Here is an 18,150-nt window from a genome sequence, read left to right on the forward strand (position 1 = left end):
AACGTTGTTGCAACGGACGCCGTCCGGAGCTATAAAGACGTCATGGCGATCGAGCTGAAGGTCCGCAAAGTCGGCAATGGGTACGGCGTCCTGCTGCCCAAGCAGTTCCTTGAGGAGTCGGGGCTCGAAGAAGGTGCCCTCCTGAGCCTGGAGCGCGTGGACGGGGTCTATCAGCTCAAACCGCTGGACGAAGAGTTCACGCGGCAGGTTGAGGCGTTCCTGCGCACCGAGCCGCTCCATCGCAACACCTATCGCGAACTCGCAAAATGAACGTCGTCTATGTCCGCTCGGATGTGCTTCGGAACGTACATGATCGCCTTATCGAGCGATATGGCGGCGTTGCCGGTGTGCGTGATGAGAATGCGTTCGAGTCGGCGATAGGGCGGCCGAGAAATCTGGCCTCCTATGGTGAAGTCACCTCCATCCCTCGGCTTGCAGCGGCACTTCCGTGGGCAATTCTGCGCAACCATCCTTTCGCCGATGGAAACAAGCGAACGGCTTTCGCAGCGCTGATGATCTTCCTCGACCGCAATGGATATGGGATCAGCTGCACCGAGGTCGAAGAGACAGCCATGGTTCTTCGTGCCGCCGCCAGCGAGATCACCGAAGACCAGTGGACCGATTGGGTAGAGCGTACCGCCGTACTCCTCAAGCCCTGAGAGCTCTTCTCCCCGCCGTATCATCCGATATCCGGTCAGGATTTCTCCCAAGATGTTCCAAGTTGAATTCGGACTTATCTAGGCTGTGTTCGCTGTTCATATCGGCAAAGGGAATTCAAGCGTGACCCACGTCACAGCCAGTCGTGACGCGGGTTTTCTTCCGTTGTGAGCAACCGCACAGACCCGCTGCCCTGGCCGTTGCCCGACCATCTGCCACCGATAATCGCAAGATCATTGGAAGCACCTCGGAACAGCTCGAATGAGTGCTTGATGACGGGTCACTTTCCGCTGCTATACTCAGATTTCTGACCGGCAAGCTCTCATACTGACTCCCCGCAGAGAGCTCATTCTGAACTGCGGGAACGGTCACGGCCCTTGAAGTTCAGGACAACGGCGACCCGGTGCGCGCTTCGGCGCGGCACGGTAGCACAAATGAAGTTTCGATATTGACCCGAAGAGGAAGCGGGACGTACTCATGGCGCAAGTTTTTGACCGCAGTTCGAATGCACTGGCTCGCGCAAGCCTGGTGCTGACGGGCTTGATCGTCATCGCGCTCGGCGTGGCGCTGAACTACCTGCAGCGCTCGCCCTGGGTGACGAAGCAGGGTCAGCGGCCTGACCAGCCGGTGCCTTTCAGCCACAAGCACCACGTCGAGGGTCTTGGACTCCAGTGTCAGTACTGTCACACCTCGGTGGAGAAGAGCGCCTATGCAGGCATCCCTCCCACCAAGACGTGTATGAACTGCCACTCGCAGATCTGGACCAACGCGCAGATCCTGGAACCGGTTCGCGAGAGCTGGGCGACAGGTAAGTCCATCCAGTGGATTCGTGTCCACGATCTTCCGGACTACGTGTACTTCAATCACGAGATTCACGTGAACAAGGGCATTGGCTGCTCCAGCTGTCACGGCCGCGTCGACCAGATGCCGCTGATGTACGCGGAGAACACGCTCCAGATGGAGTGGTGCCTCAACTGCCATCGCGATCCCGCCAAGAACCTTCGCCCCACCTCCGAGATCTACAACATGGCGTGGGAAGGCCCGAGCTCCGACAAGCCTGTCTGGTGCGGTACGACCGGTGCTGGTTCGGCGACAGCGCAGCAGGTCAACTGCACCACGCAGGATCCTCTGAAGTCGGAAGCCTCCCTGGGTTTCCTCGCCAATCGGCCTCAGTTCGCCCAGATGGAGATGCCCGCCAAGCCGGGTGCCGCTACTGACGCGAAGCCCATGTCCGACGCTCCGGCCATGCCGATGCTGCCGATCAAGTACCAGAAGTTCGACAGCCAGCGCGCTCTTGGCTATTACCTGATGGACAAGTACCACATCCGCACCGCGAACGAGCTTTCGAGCTGCGAGGTGTGCCACCGATGAGCATGAGAGACGAAGCCATGGAACACGAGGTGGCCCCGCAGATCGTCACGACCATCGCACCCGCTGGCAGCGAGCGTAAGAAGCTCACGCTGGCCGCGGTGCAGGAGAAGCTTGCCGGAAAGAGCGGCAAGCGCTTCTGGAAGCATCTCGACGAACTGGCCGATACTCCTGAATTTCAGGAGATGGTCAAGGAAGAGTTTCCGCGCCAGGCCGGCGCCGGAGAGTGGGTCGATTCGGTCTCCCGCCGCGGCTTCATGAAGGTCATGGGCGCCAGCTTCGCGCTGGCCGGTCTCGCCGGTTGCACCAAGCAGCCCGACGAGCCCATCTTCCCGTACGTCAAGCAGCCCGAGGACCTCGTCCTGGGCAATCCGATGTACTTTGCGACGGCCTTCCCGTTCCCGACAGGCGCGATCCCCGTGCTGGTCAAGAGCGAGGCCTTCCGCCCGATCAAGATCGAAGGCAATCCGGAGCACCCCGTATCCAAGGGCAAGACCGACGCCTTCACCCAGGCGACGCTGCTCGACCTTTACGATCCGGACCGTTCGCAGTACCCGCTGTGGCGTGGCAACAAGGCTGACTGGGGCACCTTCCAGCAGGACTTCGCTGCCGCCGTCGACGCGACCCATGACGGCACCGGCGTGTACTTCCTGTCGGAGACCATCATCTCGCCGACGCTCGCCGCGCAATGGAAGCAGGTTCAGGCCAAGTATCCCAAGGCCACGCTGGTGCAGTACGACGCCGTCAACGGCGACGTAGCACGCGCCGCGTCGAAGACCGCCTTCGGCGACTACTTCGATACCCAGTACAAGCTCGAAGAGGCTGACGTCATCCTCGCGCTGGATGCGGACTTCCTTAGCGGCAACGCCTTCCCGGGCTTCCTGCCAATGGCTGCGGCCTATGCCGAGCGTCATCGTTACGAAGCCGGCAAGACGATGAATCGTCTGTATGTCGTCGAGACGATGCCGACCGTGACCGGCTACAAGGCGGAGCACCGTCTGGCGCTCAAGCCCAGCGAGATCGAGCACTTCCTCGGCATGATGGCCGACCTGGCCGGCATGGGCCGTTCGGGTGGTGAGGCAGAGTACGACAGCAACCGCCTTGGCGAGATCCGTGCCTACGCGGCCGCTGTCCTCAAGGACCTCAAGGCCGCCGGCGAAAAGGGTGTCGTTGTCGTTGGCCCGCAGAGCTCGGCCTTGGCTCACGCTCTCGCGCACCAGCTGAACTCCATGATTGGCGCAGCCGGCAAGACCGCGGTCTACACCGAGCCGGTCGCCGCTGTTCCCACCGAGCAGGGTGCGGACCTCAAGACCCTCGTCGCGGCGATGAACGCCGGACAGGTCAAGTGGCTCGTCACGCTCGGGACGAACCCGATCTACACCGCTCCTGCGGACCTCGATTTCAAGGCTGCATACCTCAAGGTCCCGAACACCGTCCACCTCGGCAATTTTGTCGATGAGACCGGTGAGCTCGCGGCCTGGCACATCAATCAGAAGCATTATCTCGAGAGCTGGTCGGACGCCCGCGCCTGCGACGGCACGATCACGATCATCCAGCCGATGATCGCTCCGCTCTACGACTCCAAGAGCTCGCACGACATCCTGCAGTGCCTGCTCGATCCGTCGATCAGCGCCCATGATGCAGTGGTTGCGACGGCCAAGACGTACATCACCGGCGACTTCGCGAAGTCCTGGCGCAAGGCGCTGCACGACGGCTGGGTGGAGGGCACGGCGTTCTCGCCTAAGGTCACCAATGCGGCCAAGATGTCGGCACTTCCCGCGCCCACCGTTCTCGCGGGTCAGGATCTTGAGGTCAGCTTCCGCCCCGATCCTTCGCTCTATGACGGCCGCTTTGCCAACAATGGCTGGCTGCAGGAGCTGCCCAAGCAGGTCACGAACCTCTCCTGGGATAACGCCGCGCTGATGAGCCTCAACACGATGTCGAAGTACGGCATCGAGGAGAACGACGCTCTCGAGCTCGAGCTCAACGGCCGCAAGGTGGTTACGCCCGTCCTGATGGCCCCCGGTCATCCGGATGGCGCCGTGACCGTGCACCTCGGCTTTGGCCGCACTCGCGTAGGCCGTGTCGGAGAAGGTGTCGGCTTCAACGCCTACCTGCTCCGCACCTCGGATGCGCCGCTGGCAGCCTCCGGCCTCAAGGTCAAGAAGGCCGGCGGAATCTACGACCTCTGCGTGACCAAGGTGCACAACATCGAGCACCGCGGCAAGTTCGCGCAGCACGATCTCGAGTTCAAGCACCTCGACACCGAAGGCACGTATTCGCTGGCCGGGCACGAGGCGTCGGAGCGTTCGATCATCCGCTACGCGACCCTCGACGAAGTGACCCGCGATGCGGACTACACGCACCACGGCACCTTCGACGCCCAGGGCAAGGCGACTGAGCACACCGTCGTCAACAAGGTGGGTTACAACCCCCAGGGGGAAGCTCCTCCCGACGACGAAAGCTTCTTCCCCGATGCGTGGCGTTACGACCACGTAGAGGTAGTGGGTGCGGAACAGCGTGTGCTCCAGAACAAGTGGGGCATGTCGATCGACCTCAACAGCTGCATCGGCTGCAACGCCTGCATCGTCAGCTGCTACGCCGAGAACAACATCCCGGTCGTGGGTCGCGAGCAGGTCAAGATCGGCCGCGACATGCAGTGGATTCGCATCGATACCTACTTCGAAGGCGACCTCCACTCTCCGCGTGCCCACTTCCAGCCCATGCTCTGCCAGCACTGCGAAAGCGCGGGCTGCGAGCAGGTCTGCCCGGTTGGCGCCACGGTGCACACGCCGGAAGGCATCAACACGATGGTTTACAACCGTTGCGTTGGCACCCGCTACTGCTCCAACAACTGCATGTACAAGGTGCGCCGCTTCAACTGGCTGCTCTACTCGTACAACGGTGAAGACTACGATCAGGAAAGCCTGAAGTTCATGCGCAATCCTGACGTCTCGGTCCGCAGCCGCGGTGTGATGGAGAAGTGCAGCTACTGCATCCAGCGCATTGAGCGCGTCAAGATCGAAGCGGATAAGGAAAACCGCGCGATTCGCGACGGCGAGATCGTTACGGCCTGCGAGCAGGCCTGCCCGACCGGCGCTATCGTCTTCGGCAACATGAACGACCCCAAGGCCCGCGTTACCAAGCGCAAGGCTGAGGAGCGCGACTATCAGGTGCTGGCTGATCTGGACTACCGTCCGCGCACCAGCTACACCGCCGGCGTGATCAACCCGAACAAGGACCTTGCATAACATGGCAACTCAAGGACCCATTCACGATCCGAACCAGTCCGTAGACCGGATGATCGACCCGCGAACCGGCGAGTTCGTCGTCATCGCTCCGGGACACAACTTCCGGACGGTGACGCAGATGATCGCGGATATCGTGCTCACGGACAACACGCCCCTGGCGTGGTGGGGCGGTCTCTTCGTCGCGGCCACCTTCGCCATGATGATGGTCACGGCCATCACCTGGCTGGTCCTCAAGGGCGTCGGTATCTGGGGTATCACGATCCCCGGCGCCTGGGGCTTCGCGATCATCAACTTCGTCTGGTGGATCGGTATCGGCCACGCCGGCACGCTGATCTCCGCCATCCTTCTGCTCTTCAAGCAGACCTGGCGTAACTCGATCAACCGCTTCGCCGAAGCCATGACGATCTTTGCCGTGTGCTGTGCGGGTCTGTTCCCGCTGCTGCACGTCGGCCGTCCATGGCTCGGATACTGGCTGCTGCCGTACCCGAACTCGATGAACGTTTGGCCGCAGTTCCGTTCGCCACTGGCCTGGGACGTCTTCGCGGTCTCGACCTACGCGACGATCTCGGTGGTCTTCTGGTACATCGGCATGGTGCCTGACTTCGGCACGATGCGCGACCGCGCCAAGAACCCCATCGCCAAGACCTTCTACGGCGTGCTCTCGCTGGGCTGGCGCGGTTCCACCCGCCACTGGATCCGCTACGAGTCGGCATCGCTGCTGCTCGCCGGGCTTTCCACCCCGCTCGTGCTCTCCGTGCACACCACCATCTCCTTCGACTTCGCGGTCGCGGCGATGGCCGGCTGGCACACCACGATCTTCCCGCCCTACTTCGTCGCCGGCGCTGTGTACTCGGGCTTCGCGATGGTGCTGACGCTGGCGATCCCGATCCGCAAGTGGTACCACCTTGAAGATCTCGTCACCGAGCGCCATCTCGACAACATGTCGAAGGTCATGCTCGCGACCGGCTCCATCGTCGCCTATGGCTACGGCATGGAAGTCTTCATGAGCTGGTACTCTGGCAGCCACTGGGAGTTCTTCATGATGTGGAACCGTATGTTCGGCCCCATGGGCTGGGCGTACTGGATGCTCATCCTGACGAACATCGCGATTCCGCAGGCGACCCTCTGGTCCCGCAAGCTTCGCGTGAACGTGACCTGGCTGTTTATCCTCAGCTTCATCATCAACATCGGAATGTGGTTCGAGCGCTTCGTCATCGTCGTGACCTCGCTCTACCGCGATTACCTGCCCTCCAGCTGGGGCACGTACCGCGCCACCAAGTGGGACTACATGCTGTTCATCGGAACGTGGGGCTTCTTCACCTTCCTGTTCCTTCTCTTCGCCCGCATCGCCCCGATGATCCCGATGTCCGAGATCCGCATGATGCTGCCGCAGACCAAGGTGCGGCCGGGTGGCGCAGACGCTGAAGTTGTCACGCAGGAGGCGCACTAATGCCTATCCAAGAGGGAGTTTACGGTCTGCTGGCGGAGTTCAACACGCCCACCGACCTGGTTCACGCCACAGAAATGGCGCATCGTGCCGGCTACCGCCGTATGGAGTGCTACACCCCGTACCCGGTCGAAGAGGCAGCCGAGGCCTTGCGCTTTCACAAGACGCGCGTTCCTCTCATGTGCCTCTGTGGTGCCATGATGGGGCTCATCACGGGCTATGGGCTGGAGATGTGGGTGAATATCTGGGGATATCCCCTCAACATCCGCGGCATGCCCCTGTTCTCATGGCCGGCGTTCGTGATTCCCGGCTATGAGTGGACGATCCTCTTCGCGGGTCTCAGCGCGGCGTTCGGCATGCTCGCGCAGAACGGCCTGCCCCAGCTTTATCACCCGCTCTTCAACGCACCGAACTTTGCAAATGGTGCAACGACAGACAAGTTCTTCCTCTGCCTCGAAGCGTACGACCCGAAGTTCGACCGCGCCGCAACGCGTACGTTCCTCGAGCAGTTCAGCCCGGTCTCCGTGGTTGAGGTCGACCTCTAGTCTGGTTCGATCCTGTAGTCCGGTGCGTGGCTCCATGCGCGACCGAAAAGCATTGAAACACCCGCCCGGGGCGACCCGAAGCGAAAAGGCAAGCTAAGAAGGCAAGCATGATGCGTGCGAAGTACATCCCGGCGGCTGGAGCGGCAGTAGCAATGCTGCTGCTGGCCGGCTGCCGCCAGGACATGCATGACCAGCCGAAGTTCTTCCCGCAGCGTGGGACCACGTTCTACGCCGACGGCCGCAGCGTGCGCCCTCAGGTAGCCGATACGGTCGCCCGCGAGCAGCTGCACGAGGATTCGTACTTCTACACCGGTATGATCGCCGGCAAAGAAGGCGACGGACTTCCCCTGGCCCTGACTCCGGAGCTCATGGCTCGCGGCCAGGAGCGCTACAACGTCTATTGCACCGCGTGCCACTCACGCGTGGGCAACGGCGACGGCATGATCGTCCAGCGCGGCTACAAGCCCGCAGGCAACTTCCATACCGATCGCCTGCGCAATGCTCCCCTGGGTCACTTCTTCGCGGTCATGACCAACGGCTACGGTGCGATGCCCGACTACTCGGCGCAGCTCACCCCGGCCGATCGCTGGGCAGTCGCGGCCTACGTCCGGGCACTCCAGCTCAGCCAGGACGCAAAGCCGTCCGACGCTGGCTCGGCCACGGCGCAGAACCTGGAGACGATCGCCACCAAGCAGGGTCTGCCCGCTTCGTACGCCGATCCCATGAAGTTTCCCGGTACGGCGGTGTGGGCGAATCCCAAGACCCAGGAAGATATGACGACGCCGGTTTCGCCCATGGGCAAGCCAGCGGCAGCACCGGCAACAGAGAAGCAGCCCGAAGCTCCCGCAGCGGGGCCCAAGGCCGCCAGCACCAACCCCTAAACGGGCAGGTACAGGCGAGAACACGACATTCAGGCAAGGTTGAAGGCGACTGACGCGATGGCAATGGAACACGGACAAGGCGGAGGAGCGATGGCCCACAGCGACCACGGGCATCACGATGCGCACGGGCATCATGGACCCCGCACCATGCCCACGGTGCTGACGGCACCCGAGGCGGTGCTGGTGTGGCAGAAGCGCGCAATGATCGTCACGGCGGTGTTCGCCGTCATCTCTGTGGTGTTTGCATTCACGGCAGAGGGTCGTCAGCATCTGCTCCGCAGCTACCTCATGGGTGTGATGACCTGCTTCAACTTCGTCGGCGGCGCACTGGCATTCCTTCTGGTCCAGTACCTCTCCGGCGGTAAGTGGGGCGCAATCCTGCGTCGGCCGCTCGAGGCCATGACACGCACTTTCGGCCTCGTTGTCGTGATGATGCTCCCCGTCATGTTCCGCATGAAGGAGCTCTACCAGTGGGCTCGCTGGACGGACCCCCAGCAGACCTGGCAGGCCTACAAGGCCGGCCTCATGACCCAGGAAGAGATGCTCATGGCGAACTCCAAGCACGCCATGCTCAACCCGATCTCAGCCATCATCCAGACCGTCGTCGTCTTCGCTTTCATGGGCCTGGTGATCTCGCTGGCGAACAAGTGGTCCCTGCAGCGCGACGCGGATCCCTCGGGCGGCACATCCGCCAGCTACAACAAGTGGCGCGTCCGCTTCGAGAACCTGGCCGGCCCGTCGACCCTGATCTATGTCATCCTCATGACCGACTTCGTCATCGTCTGGGTCAAGTCGCTGGACATCGAGTGGTCCTCTTCGGTCTACGGTGCACAGTTCCTGGTGGCCCAGGGCTACGCTGTCCTCGCCCTCGGCATCCTCACGCTGATCCTGCTCTCGAAGTATGAGCCGATCAAGACGATGTTCCGCACCACGGAGCAGCACGATCTGGGCAAGCTTGCGTTTGCCTTCACGATGCTGAACATCTACCTCACCTTTGCGGAGTTCCTCATCATCTACTCCGGCAACGTCCCCGACGAAGCGGAGTGGTACATTCACCGCATCCACGGCGGATGGTGGGTTGTGCTATCGCTGGACGTGATCTGCCACTGGGTGGTGCCGTTCTGCATCCTGCTCAGCCGCGACTTCAAGCGTTCACGCTCGAAGATGATCTGGCTCTGCGCCTGGATGATCGGCGCCCGCTTCATTGACATGTTCTGGCTGATTGAGCCGAACTTCAAGGACGCCCAGGGAAATCTTCACCTGGCCGCAAACACCGGAATTCTCTCTTACGTGACGATGCCGATCGCCGTCGTTGCCTGCTGGATGTACTTCTACCTTGGCCAGCTTGCGAAGCGTCCTCTGATCGCCATCAATGACCCGGATACCGAAGAGCTTTTGGAGCCCGAACATGCCCACTAACGGACACGAAGGACACGACATGGGACAGCCGGAGGGCGTGGTCGCGCACGAAGCGCACAAGATCGACTCCGAGCACCCCGGCTACGAAATTCAGGACGTCAACGTCGGTGGCATCATCACCTTCGTTGCCGGTCTGTGCGGATTTCTCGCTATCTTCTTTGTCTTCTGCTTCCTCATGGGTAAGGCGATCAACACCGCCAACCTCAAGACGTACACGGCAGACTACGGCAAGCCCAACCAGTGGACGAAGAGCCTCAGCGAAACCGGCCAGACTCCCCGCGGTCAGAAGATCGAGAGCCTCGCCTCCAATGCCGAGATGGAACAGCGCCAGCTGAGCGATGTGGCGAATGCCTTCCCTTCGCCCCGCGTCCAGACTGACGACGGCGCCCAGGACACGGCTGAGCTGCACGCCCGCGAAGATCTGCTTCTGAACTATTACTCGACCTCGAAGGATCTGCCCCCGGGCACGATCCGCATCCCGATCGAGAAGGCCATGGAGCTCGTCGTCGAGCGCGGTCTGCCCAAGGCGCCCGCAACCGAAGCCGCAGCCACCAAGCCCATGTTCGGGGACTCTGTCCCGACCGTCACCGCTCCACTCACCACCGGCTTCGCCCGTACCGGCTTCGAGCTCCAGAGCATCGAGGCCCGCAAGGAGCGGACCGAAGTCGAGGCAGAGCCCAAGTAGTCCGGTTCGAGAAGGTTGCGACAACGCAGACACGAGCCAGTTGAACTGTTGAACGGATAAGGAAACCAGGTTGAAGCTGATGAGCACAATCCGAGGAGGATGGACAAAGGGAGCGCGGAGTCTTGCGCTGGCCCTGCCGTTCGCTCTGGTGTGCGGCATCGCTACCGCGCAGGTCTCCGCGACCGGCGAAAAGTCCGAGGGTGAGAACGTCGGCGACAACCTGCCGACGGTGCTCGAGCGGGTGCAGGTGACGCAGCACCTCAATGCACAACTGCCGCTCGCCGCATCGTTCACCGACGACCACGGAAACCCCGTCACGCTGGGCAGCTACTTCGACGGCAAGCATCCGGTCATCTTTTCGACCGTGTACTACAACTGCCCGATGCTCTGTTCCGAGGAGCTTGATGGCCTCGTCAGCGCCCTGATGATGGTGAATCTGAAGCCCGGCAAGGACTTCCAGATCGTCATGGTCTCGATCGATCCCAGCGAGACTCCGCAGCTGGCCGCGCAGACCAAGGCCCGCTTCGTAAAGCGCTACGGCCAGCCGGAGACGGCGAATGGATTCCACTTCCTCGTCGGCCAGAAGCCTGGAATTGACCAGGTTACCGACACGGTGGGCTTCGGCTACGTGAAGGTTCCGGGCCCCGATGGCCGGCTGACGCAGTATGCGCACGCCAGCGCGATTGAGATCGCGACCCCCACGGGACGGCTCGCACAGTACTACCTTGGCGTGGAGTATTCGCCCAAGGACATTCTGCTGGGGCTGGTTGATGCCTCCGGCAACAAGATTGGTTCGCCGGTGGCGAACATTTTGACCTACTGCTACCACTACGACCCGCAGACGAACAAGCATTCGCTCATCGTCGCTCGGGTGGTGCAACTGGCGGGCATCGCTACGGTGCTCTCGCTGGGCAGCTTCATGATCGTGATGTTCCGGCGGGACTTGAAGAACGGTGCGGAACCGGCAGTAAACAACGACCGGCGAAACGGATAAAGGCGAACGATGGGTATCAGTCCAGTACTTTGGCAGTTTTTGGTGAAGTGGCTGCACAACGCAGCTCTCTTCCCGAGCGAGGCCTCCACCATCTCTCCGTGGATGGATGCCTTCTACCTGTTTTTGATCGCGATGACGGTCGTTGGCCTCGTGCTGGTGGGCGCGTTGGTCTTTGGCTTCGCCATCCGCTACCGCAAGGAGCGTAACCCCGTAGCGACGCAGGTAGAGGGTTCAACCCTCCTCGAAGCAACGTGGACGATCATCCCGCTCGCGATCTTCCTGATGGCGTTCGTCTGGGGCGCGCTGCTCTACTACCGCATCTACACCCCTCCGCCCAACTCCATGAACATCTACGTGGTGGGCAAGCAGTGGATGTGGAAGTCCGAGCACCCCGGCGGCCAGCACGAGATCAACGCGCTGCACGTTCCGACGGGCACGCCGGTGCAGCTCACCATCATCTCGCAGGACGTCTTCCACTCGTTCTCGATCCCCGACTTCCGCGTGAAGCGTGAAGCGATCCCCGGCCGTTACACCACGGTCTGGTTCGAAGCGACGCAGCCCGGCACCTATCACCTCTTCTGCACGCAGTACTGCGGTACGCAGCACTCCGGCATGATCGGTGAAGTTACCGTGCTGAGCCCGACGGACTATCAGAAGTGGTTACAGCAGTCGGATTCGGGCATGAGCCTGGCGCAGAACGGTGAGCGGCTCTTTGCTTCGATGGGCTGCAACGCCTGCCACAGCGGTACGGCTGCAGCGCGCGGCCCGAACCTCGCAGGCGTCTATGGCTCCAAGCTCACCCTGACAGACGGCAGCCAGGTGCTCGTGAACGACGCATACATCCGGGACGCCATCCTGAACCCCAGCCAGCACGTGACAGCCGGATTCGCTCCCATCATGCCCACCTACAAGGGGCAGATCAGCGAAGAGGGCCTGATCGACCTGGTGGAGTTCATCAAGAATCTCCAGACCAACTATCGCGTGCAGCAGACGCAGATGACCTCTGACAGTGATCAGGCTGCACAACCAACCCCCACTGCGGGGCAGAGCGAGGCGGTGAAGCCATGAGTGCAGCTACGATCGTTACCCTGCCTGACCAGGCAACAGCTACAGTTCCGAAGAAGAACTACATCACCAGCGAACACGGCCTGCTGAGCTGGCTGCTGACGGCTGATCACAAGCGGATCGCGATGCTGTACATGATCTCGATCACGTTCTTCTTCTTCATCGGCGGAGCCTTCGCGGGCCTCATCCGCCTCGAGCTCCTGACTCCGCAGTCGGATCTCGTTGCTGCCGATACCTACAACAAGTTCTTCACGATGCACGGTATCGTGATGGTCTTCCTGTTCCTGGTGCCTTCGGTCCCGGCCACGCTCGGAAACTTCCTGATCCCGATCATGATCGGCGCGAAGGATCTGGCGTTCCCGAAGATCAACCTGCTGAGCTGGTACCTGTACATGATCGGCGGCACGCTGACCTTGTCGGCGCTGGTGCTCGGCGGTGTAGACACTGGCTGGACCTTCACGACCCCGCTCTCGACGCACTACCTAAACACGCACGTCATCACGGCCGCGCTGGCCATCTTCATCGCGGGATTCAGCTCGATCTTCACGGGCCTGAACTTCATCGTGACGCTGCACCGCATGCGCTGCCCGGGAATGACCTGGTTCCGGATGCCGCTGTTCTGCTGGTCGAACTACGCAGCGAGCCTGCTGATGGTTCTCGGCACCCCGGTGCTCGCCATCGCAATCGTGCTGGTCTTTCTGGAGCGTGTCTTCGGCGTCGGCGTGTTCGATCCTGCCAAGGGTGGAGATCCGCTGCTCTTCCAGCATCTCTTCTGGTTCTACTCGCACCCTGCCGTGTACATCATGATTCTGCCGGGCATGGGCGTGATCTCGGAGGTCATCTCGACCTTCAGCCGCAAGCGGGTCTTCGGCTACACCGCCGTCGCCTTCAGCTCCGTGGCCATCGCGCTCTTCGGCTTCTTCGTGTGGGAACACCACATGTTCATCATGGGTGTCTCCAACTACTCGGCGCTGGTCTTCTCCCTGCTGACGATGCTTGTGGCTGTACCTTCCGCCATCAAGATCTTCAACTGGGCCTTCACGCTGCAGAAGGGTTCGATCACCTTCGAGACCCCCATGCTGTATGCCTTCGGCTTCATGGGCCTGTTCACCATCGGCGGTCTCACGGGTGTCTTCCTCGGCGTGCTGGGTATGGACATCCACCTTACCGAGACCTACTTCATCGTGGCGCACTTCCACTTCGTCATGGTGGGCGGCATGCTGATGGCGTTCCTCTCGGGTGTCCACTTCTGGTGGCCCAAGATGACCGGCCGCATGTATCCGGAGTCGCTCTCGAAGCTCGCCGCAGTCGTCACGTTCATCGGCTTCATCCTCACCTTCATGCCGCAGTTCATCCTGGGCTACCTCGGCATGCCGCGTCGGTACGCTGCGTACCCGCCTGAGTTCCAGGTGCTCAACGTCTTCTCGACCGCGGGCGCTACGATCCTCGGCGTGGGCTACATGCTCCCGATGCTGTACCTCGCGTGGAGCCTGAAGTACGGTGCTGTCGCCGGCAACAACCCGTGGCAGGCCACGGGCCTCGAGTGGCAGATCCAGTCGCCACCCCTCACTGAGAACTTTGTCGAGACGCCCATCATGGACCATGAAGCGTACGACTACGAGTGGCTCGAGAAGCAGCAGACCGAAGGAGCCAAGTACATTGGATAACTCGTTCTCCGCCCCGCATTACGACGACACGGAGCCGTTGATCGTGCACGTGCCAGCGCTTGAGCACCACTCGACGCCGCAGCATCGTCACCACTTCGAGACCGAAGAGCAGCAGCGCGAAGCCGGCAGCTTCGGGATGTGGCTCTTCCTGCTGACCGAAATCATGTTCTTCGGCGGCATGTTCTTCGCCTACCTGCTGTATCGCAACTGGTACTACCCGGCGTTCGCCGCCGCGTCGAACCAGCTGAGCGTACCGCTGGGAGCGATCAACACGGCCATCCTCATCACGTCGGGCTTCGCGATGGCGCTGGGCGTGTACTACGCCGAGATCCGCGATCGTAAGAAGCTGGTCTTTGCGCTCGTCCTCACCACCGTATTCGGCCTCGCCTTCCTCGGCGTGAAGTACTTCGAATACAAGGAAAAGTACGAGCTGCACCACATCCCGGGTGACAAGTTCAGCGTTGCGATGTTCGTCAACCCGCACGCCTATGAGCTGACCAAGGATGAGCCACCGCTGGCTCCGGACATGGCCGAAAAGACCCAGGTCTTCTTCTTCCTGTACTTCGCCATGACCGGTATGCATGCTCTCCATATGATCATCGGGCTCGGCCTGCTCGTATGGCTCATCGCTCGCGCGCGCCGTGGAGATTTCAGTACCGGCTACGTCGCACCGATTGAGAACTTCGGCCTCTACTGGCACTTCGTCGATATCGTGTGGATCTTCCTGTTCCCGCTTCTCTACCTGATCAATCGACATCCGCTCAAGTAGAGCGCGTCACGACCAGAGAGCAGCTTAGACTTGGCAGTTTGGAGAGGGAAAGATGTCAGAACACCACATTGGCGCGCATGATCCGCTGAACGTCACCAACCCGGAGCACGCCGATCATCACATCGTCTCACCGGGGCAGTACGTACTTGTCTACGTCACGCTGCTGATTCTCACCGGCGTCACGGTCGGAGCGGCGTACATCCCGCTTGGCGTATTCAACCCCGTCGTGGCGTTGCTCATCGCCTGCATCAAGGGCGCCGTCGTGATCCTGTTCTTCATGCACGCGATCTATCAGTCGCGACTCATCAAGCTCACGATCGGTTCAGGTTTCTTCCTGTTCCTCGTGTTGATCATGATGACGATGCTCGATTACATGAGTCGCGCCTGGGGCGCCTGGTAAACGATCCAACGGCGGCTCCCGTCTCTATACGAGACAGGAGCCGCTTTTTGCGTTCTGGCGCTCCGCAGAAACGGGGATTCGCCCCTGTGGCGTAGATGGGTGCTCCCGCTCCAGTTCCGCCCTCGGCCTCGCCTCCGATCCCATCACGGATTCTGTTCGTGTCGCGCGATCCCGTCGCGCATCAGCTCGGGGGCAGCACCACCTACGCGTTGAACCTCGTGGCGGCCCTCATCTCGCTGGGGGCGGAGGTCACGGTCCTTGTCACGCTGAGTGCCAGTCGTTCTCCTCGGCCCTTCTTCCGGCTCAAGACTCACTATCCCGTTGGCACCAGGGTTCGTGTTCCGGGCTATCTGCGGCTCGGCACGCTGTACCTCCGCGCGTGGGCGCCCCGCCCTTGGGCCAGGCTTTTGCAGCGCATCGCCGCCCGCAAGCACACCTTCGAGCCCATCGCGGCCTTCGCGCGGGTTCTGTTTGACGACAGCATCTGTGGCTACGCCTGGGACCTCACGCCGCCGACGTCCGGCGAGCGCGAACTCCTCCATCGTGCCGTTGAGCAGGTGCAGCCCACCACGCTCCTCGCCAACTATGCCTATTGGGGAGACGCCCTCGCTGAGCTGCCGCTCTCTTCCTCCACGCACCGCCGCCCCAAGCGCGTCATCCTCATGCACGATCTCCTGGCCGCGCGGGTTCGCAGCTTCGAGTCGAAGGGGCGGGAACTGGACTGTCCTTACATCTCGGAGGCCACCGAGCTCCGCTGGCTCGATGGAGCCGATACGCTGCTCGCCGCCCAGGGTCGGGAGGCCGAAGCGATCGCCTCCAAAGTCCACGGAACCGTTCTGGTCCTCCCGGTGACGATGACGCCGCATGCTCCGGAGCCACACCCCGAGCCCGGCTTATGCCTCTTCGTCGGCTCCCGGATCGCACCGAACGAATCGGCGCTGGCCTGGCTTCTGGACGAAGTCTGGCGTCTGGTGCGCGAGGCCCTTCCGCACGCACGGCTGCAGATCGTTGGCGCTGTCGCTCAGGTCGTGCCGCAGCCTGCGCCCGCTGGCGTACAGCCGCTCGGCCTTGTGGAGGACATCGCCGCACCCTACCATCGTGCCTCGGTCTGCCTCATTCCGCTGCTCATCGGCAGCGGCATCAAGATCAAGCTGCTTGAAGCGCTCAGCTACGGCAAGGCCACGGTCACGACACCCGTCGGGATCGAGGGGCTGGAGACGGTGGTCAACGGTGCGGTCGTGTTGGCGGCCAACCCGCAGGACTTCGCTGCGGCCATCGTCAAGCTGCTTGGCGATTCCACCGCCCGCGCCCAGCTGGAGCAGCGCGCCTACGCGCTCGCACAGCAGCAGTTCGATCCGCGTCGCCAGCTGGATTCCGCATTCCTTGACGCCGTGTTGTGACGGGATCTGGGAATTATTGGGCGAACGCTATTCCGCCTCGCGCCCATATCGAGGCGGCAGCGGCTCGCGGCGCCGCCTACGGTTATCAGCAATGGCGGCGATAACGGCCCACGTCCCCCACGCGAACATCGCAAGGAACATGGCGACAACGAGCCAATACCATCCGAGGAAGTCCCATGCGTTCCGTAGCGCGCTCACGACCGCCATATTGGCATACCCGTAGTCCCGAAGCAACTGATGGTTACCGAATGTGCGTGCCCGGCGGCGTGACCTTCACGACGTTGGCTCCGCAGCTATGAAGCCCATGACAGGCGATCGGCCGCAGGTCCTTGGAGAGACAAACTTCGATCGCCGTCAGGTTGTTGCGTCCGCAGCTTAGCAGGATGCTGCCTTGCGGGTAGCCTGGGTTCGCCGAGTAGAAGTCGCCCAGAATCTGCGCCGGCGGCAGCATCAGCTCGCGCTCCATGTGCTGGAACTCCGCCGGCACCCTGACCGACCTGTAGGCCTGATGCTCCATACCGAAAAAGCGCTCCGGCCCCACCGCGGAGCACGTGCCATGCTTGTCCCACTCATGCTGCAGGAGTGCAAGATCCGGCGTGACATCGAGGTTCTTCGCGAGGTCGCGCGGCCCTGCCTCATGGCTGCAGAACACCGGGTAGCTGCCGTCGTTGTTCTGCGGCCACAGTCCGTGCAGGATGAAGCCATCGCGCGCCGCGCATTGCGGCGACGTGCCCTGGATCGCACAGAACTCCGGCGACCACGAAAGGTTCATCAGGTAGAAGTCAAAGTGCCCCGGAGCATCCGGGTGCTGCGCCAGCGCGCGCGGAGCCAGCGTGGTGGCGACCATCAAAACCAGTGCGGCGACAAAGCTGTACAGACGGATGCGATTCATGGGCTCCCCTCAATGCTGAAACGTTCAAGCCGATGCACCCATCATAGGCGAGCCTCATCGCCGGTCCGCCTTCACAGATCTCCAACGACCGCCACGTTATGCTGGAGGGCATGAGTGAAGGCGTATCAACGCAACTGAACCCCGAAGCAACACCGCGCAAGAGCCTGGCTGTCTTCTGCTCCTCAGTCAACGGAGCGCAGCCCGTCTACCGCGAGGTGGCCCAAGAGCTTGGCCGCGCCATGGCGGCGCGCAACATCGGCCTCATCTACGGCGGAGCGAAGGTCGGCCTCATGGGCGCCGTCGCGGACTCCGCGCTGGCCGCCGGTGGCCACGTCGTCGGTGTCATTCCCCACGTCCTCGTGGATATGGAGGTCGCGCACGATGGCATCTCCGAGCTGCACGTCACCAGCACCATGCACACACGCAAGGCGCTCATGGCGGAGAAGGCCGATGCGTTCCTCGCGCTTCCCGGCGGCTTCGGCACCTTCGAAGAGCTGTTCGAGGTGGTGGCCTGGCAGTCGCTCAAGATCCACTCCAAGCCCGTCGTGCTGCTCAACGTCGCTGGCTTCTACGACAAGATGATCGACTTCCTCGACTACTGCGACCAGGAAGGCATGCTGCGCAGCCACAGGCATCGCCTGCTCGTCGCTACCACGGTGGACGAGGCTCTGGCGCTCGCACACCTGTCCTAGCGGTCTAAGGAGCACGTC

17 protein-coding genes are annotated in these 18,150 nt (G+C 62.0%); 16 read left to right on the forward strand and 1 reads right to left on the reverse strand.

Annotated elements, in window-relative coordinates; translation table 11 throughout:
• Nucleotides 1–42: 42 nt before the first annotated feature.
• The 15 genes from C4S68_RS11475 (at nt 43) to C4S68_RS11545 (ending at nt 16,548) form a co-directional block, all read left to right on the forward strand.
• Nucleotides 43–270, forward strand: coding sequence for an AbrB/MazE/SpoVT family DNA-binding domain-containing protein (locus C4S68_RS11475; RefSeq protein ID WP_103933181.1), 228 nt, complete (start codon nt 43–45; stop codon nt 268–270).
• Nucleotides 267–659, forward strand: coding sequence for a type II toxin-antitoxin system death-on-curing family toxin (locus C4S68_RS11480; protein WP_103933182.1), 393 nt, complete (start codon nt 267–269; stop codon nt 657–659). The genes C4S68_RS11475 and C4S68_RS11480 overlap by 4 nt, the downstream gene beginning before the upstream one ends.
• 475 nt (nt 660–1,134) lie before the next feature.
• Nucleotides 1,135–2,028: a cytochrome c3 family protein gene (locus C4S68_RS11485; protein ID WP_103933183.1), complete on the forward strand. Its 894-nt coding sequence runs from the start codon at nt 1,135–1,137 to the stop codon at nt 2,026–2,028.
• Nucleotides 2,025–5,276 carry a TAT-variant-translocated molybdopterin oxidoreductase gene (locus tag C4S68_RS11490; protein WP_103933184.1) on the forward strand — a complete coding sequence of 1,084 codons (3,252 nt, stop codon included), beginning with the start codon at nt 2,025–2,027 and terminating at the stop codon, nt 5,274–5,276. The genes C4S68_RS11485 and C4S68_RS11490 overlap by 4 nt, the downstream gene beginning before the upstream one ends.
• A 1-nt stretch (nt 5,277) precedes the next feature.
• Nucleotides 5,278–6,726, forward strand: coding sequence for an NrfD/PsrC family molybdoenzyme membrane anchor subunit (nrfD, locus tag C4S68_RS11495; protein WP_103933185.1), 1,449 nt, complete (start codon nt 5,278–5,280; stop codon nt 6,724–6,726).
• Nucleotides 6,726–7,268 (forward strand): DUF3341 domain-containing protein, encoded by a 543-nt coding sequence (locus C4S68_RS23385; RefSeq protein WP_103933186.1) that lies wholly within the window; start codon nt 6,726–6,728, stop codon nt 7,266–7,268. The genes nrfD and C4S68_RS23385 overlap by 1 nt, the downstream gene beginning before the upstream one ends.
• 107 nt (nt 7,269–7,375) lie before the next feature.
• Complete coding sequence (locus C4S68_RS11505; protein ID WP_103933187.1) at nt 7,376–8,149, forward strand: c-type cytochrome; 774 nt, start codon at nt 7,376–7,378, stop codon at nt 8,147–8,149.
• A gap of 57 nt (nt 8,150–8,206) precedes the next feature.
• The gene (locus C4S68_RS11510) at nt 8,207–9,568 is read left to right on the forward strand and encodes a hypothetical protein (protein ID WP_235011531.1); all 1,362 of its coding nucleotides are present in this window, start codon (nt 8,207–8,209) and stop codon (nt 9,566–9,568) included.
• Entirely contained in the window at nt 9,558–10,253 is a 696-nt protein-coding gene (locus C4S68_RS11515) for a hypothetical protein (RefSeq protein ID WP_103933188.1), read from the forward strand. Before C4S68_RS11510 ends, C4S68_RS11515 begins: the two co-directional genes overlap by 11 nt.
• Before the next feature lie 79 nt (nt 10,254–10,332).
• Nucleotides 10,333–11,247: an SCO family protein gene (locus C4S68_RS11520; RefSeq protein WP_160115109.1), complete on the forward strand. Its 915-nt coding sequence runs from the start codon at nt 10,333–10,335 to the stop codon at nt 11,245–11,247.
• Nucleotides 11,248–11,256: 9 nt separating this feature from the next.
• Nucleotides 11,257–12,315, forward strand: a complete 1,059-nt coding sequence (coxB, locus tag C4S68_RS11525; RefSeq protein ID WP_103933189.1) for a cytochrome c oxidase subunit II — start codon at nt 11,257–11,259, stop codon at nt 12,313–12,315.
• Nucleotides 12,312–13,979, forward strand: a complete 1,668-nt coding sequence (locus C4S68_RS11530; RefSeq protein ID WP_103933190.1) for a cytochrome c oxidase subunit I — start codon at nt 12,312–12,314, stop codon at nt 13,977–13,979. Before coxB ends, C4S68_RS11530 begins: the two co-directional genes overlap by 4 nt.
• Complete coding sequence (locus C4S68_RS11535; RefSeq protein ID WP_407641103.1) at nt 13,972–14,748, forward strand: cytochrome c oxidase subunit 3 family protein; 777 nt, start codon at nt 13,972–13,974, stop codon at nt 14,746–14,748. Before C4S68_RS11530 ends, C4S68_RS11535 begins: the two co-directional genes overlap by 8 nt.
• Nucleotides 14,749–14,800: 52 nt before the next feature.
• Complete coding sequence (locus C4S68_RS11540; protein WP_103933192.1) at nt 14,801–15,148, forward strand: cytochrome C oxidase subunit IV family protein; 348 nt, start codon at nt 14,801–14,803, stop codon at nt 15,146–15,148.
• A 158-nt stretch (nt 15,149–15,306) separates the two neighbouring features.
• Nucleotides 15,307–16,548: a glycosyltransferase gene (locus tag C4S68_RS11545; RefSeq protein WP_160115110.1), complete on the forward strand. Its 1,242-nt coding sequence runs from the start codon at nt 15,307–15,309 to the stop codon at nt 16,546–16,548.
• A gap of 241 nt (nt 16,549–16,789) precedes the next feature.
• Here C4S68_RS11545 and C4S68_RS11555 read toward each other — a convergent pair whose 3' ends face one another.
• The gene (locus tag C4S68_RS11555) at nt 16,790–17,440 is read right to left on the reverse strand and encodes a ribonuclease T2 family protein (RefSeq protein WP_103933195.1); all 651 of its coding nucleotides are present in this window, start codon (nt 17,438–17,440) and stop codon (nt 16,790–16,792) included.
• A gap of 110 nt (nt 17,441–17,550) precedes the next feature.
• Here C4S68_RS11555 and C4S68_RS11560 point away from each other — a divergent pair, with 110 nt between their 5' ends.
• Entirely contained in the window at nt 17,551–18,132 is a 582-nt protein-coding gene (locus tag C4S68_RS11560) for an LOG family protein (protein ID WP_103933196.1), read from the forward strand.
• Nucleotides 18,133–18,150: the final 18 nt, after the last annotated feature.

Origin of the sequence: Bryocella elongata (assembly GCF_900108185.1) — a bacterium.
Lineage (GTDB): Bacteria > Acidobacteriota > Terriglobia > Terriglobales > Acidobacteriaceae > Granulicella > Granulicella elongata.

What these genes read in the sequence shown, in the direction of transcription:
- C4S68_RS11485 (WP_103933183.1), top strand. Translation starts at nt 1,135, where the DNA reads ATGGCGCAAGTTTTTGACCGCAGTTCGAATGCACTGGCTCGCGCAAGC.
- C4S68_RS11540 (WP_103933192.1), top strand. Translation starts at nt 14,801, where the DNA reads ATGTCAGAACACCACATTGGCGCGCATGATCCGCTGAACGTCACCAAC.
- C4S68_RS23385 (WP_103933186.1), top strand. Translation starts at nt 6,726, where the DNA reads ATGCCTATCCAAGAGGGAGTTTACGGTCTGCTGGCGGAGTTCAACACG.
- C4S68_RS11560 (WP_103933196.1), top strand. Translation starts at nt 17,551, where the DNA reads ATGAGTGAAGGCGTATCAACGCAACTGAACCCCGAAGCAACACCGCGC.
- C4S68_RS11490 (WP_103933184.1), top strand. Translation starts at nt 2,025, where the DNA reads ATGAGCATGAGAGACGAAGCCATGGAACACGAGGTGGCCCCGCAGATC.
- C4S68_RS11530 (WP_103933190.1), top strand. Translation starts at nt 12,312, where the DNA reads ATGAGTGCAGCTACGATCGTTACCCTGCCTGACCAGGCAACAGCTACA.
- C4S68_RS11520 (WP_160115109.1), top strand. Translation starts at nt 10,333, where the DNA reads ATGAGCACAATCCGAGGAGGATGGACAAAGGGAGCGCGGAGTCTTGCG.
- C4S68_RS11505 (WP_103933187.1), top strand. Translation starts at nt 7,376, where the DNA reads ATGATGCGTGCGAAGTACATCCCGGCGGCTGGAGCGGCAGTAGCAATG.
- C4S68_RS11475 (WP_103933181.1), top strand. Translation starts at nt 43, where the DNA reads ATGGCGATCGAGCTGAAGGTCCGCAAAGTCGGCAATGGGTACGGCGTC.
- nrfD (WP_103933185.1), top strand. Translation starts at nt 5,278, where the DNA reads ATGGCAACTCAAGGACCCATTCACGATCCGAACCAGTCCGTAGACCGG.
- C4S68_RS11555 (WP_103933195.1), bottom strand. Translation starts at nt 17,440, where the DNA reads ATGAATCGCATCCGTCTGTACAGCTTTGTCGCCGCACTGGTTTTGATG.
- C4S68_RS11510 (WP_235011531.1), top strand. Translation starts at nt 8,207, where the DNA reads ATGGCAATGGAACACGGACAAGGCGGAGGAGCGATGGCCCACAGCGAC.
- C4S68_RS11515 (WP_103933188.1), top strand. Translation starts at nt 9,558, where the DNA reads ATGCCCACTAACGGACACGAAGGACACGACATGGGACAGCCGGAGGGC.
- coxB (WP_103933189.1), top strand. Translation starts at nt 11,257, where the DNA reads ATGGGTATCAGTCCAGTACTTTGGCAGTTTTTGGTGAAGTGGCTGCAC.
- C4S68_RS11480 (WP_103933182.1), top strand. Translation starts at nt 267, where the DNA reads ATGAACGTCGTCTATGTCCGCTCGGATGTGCTTCGGAACGTACATGAT.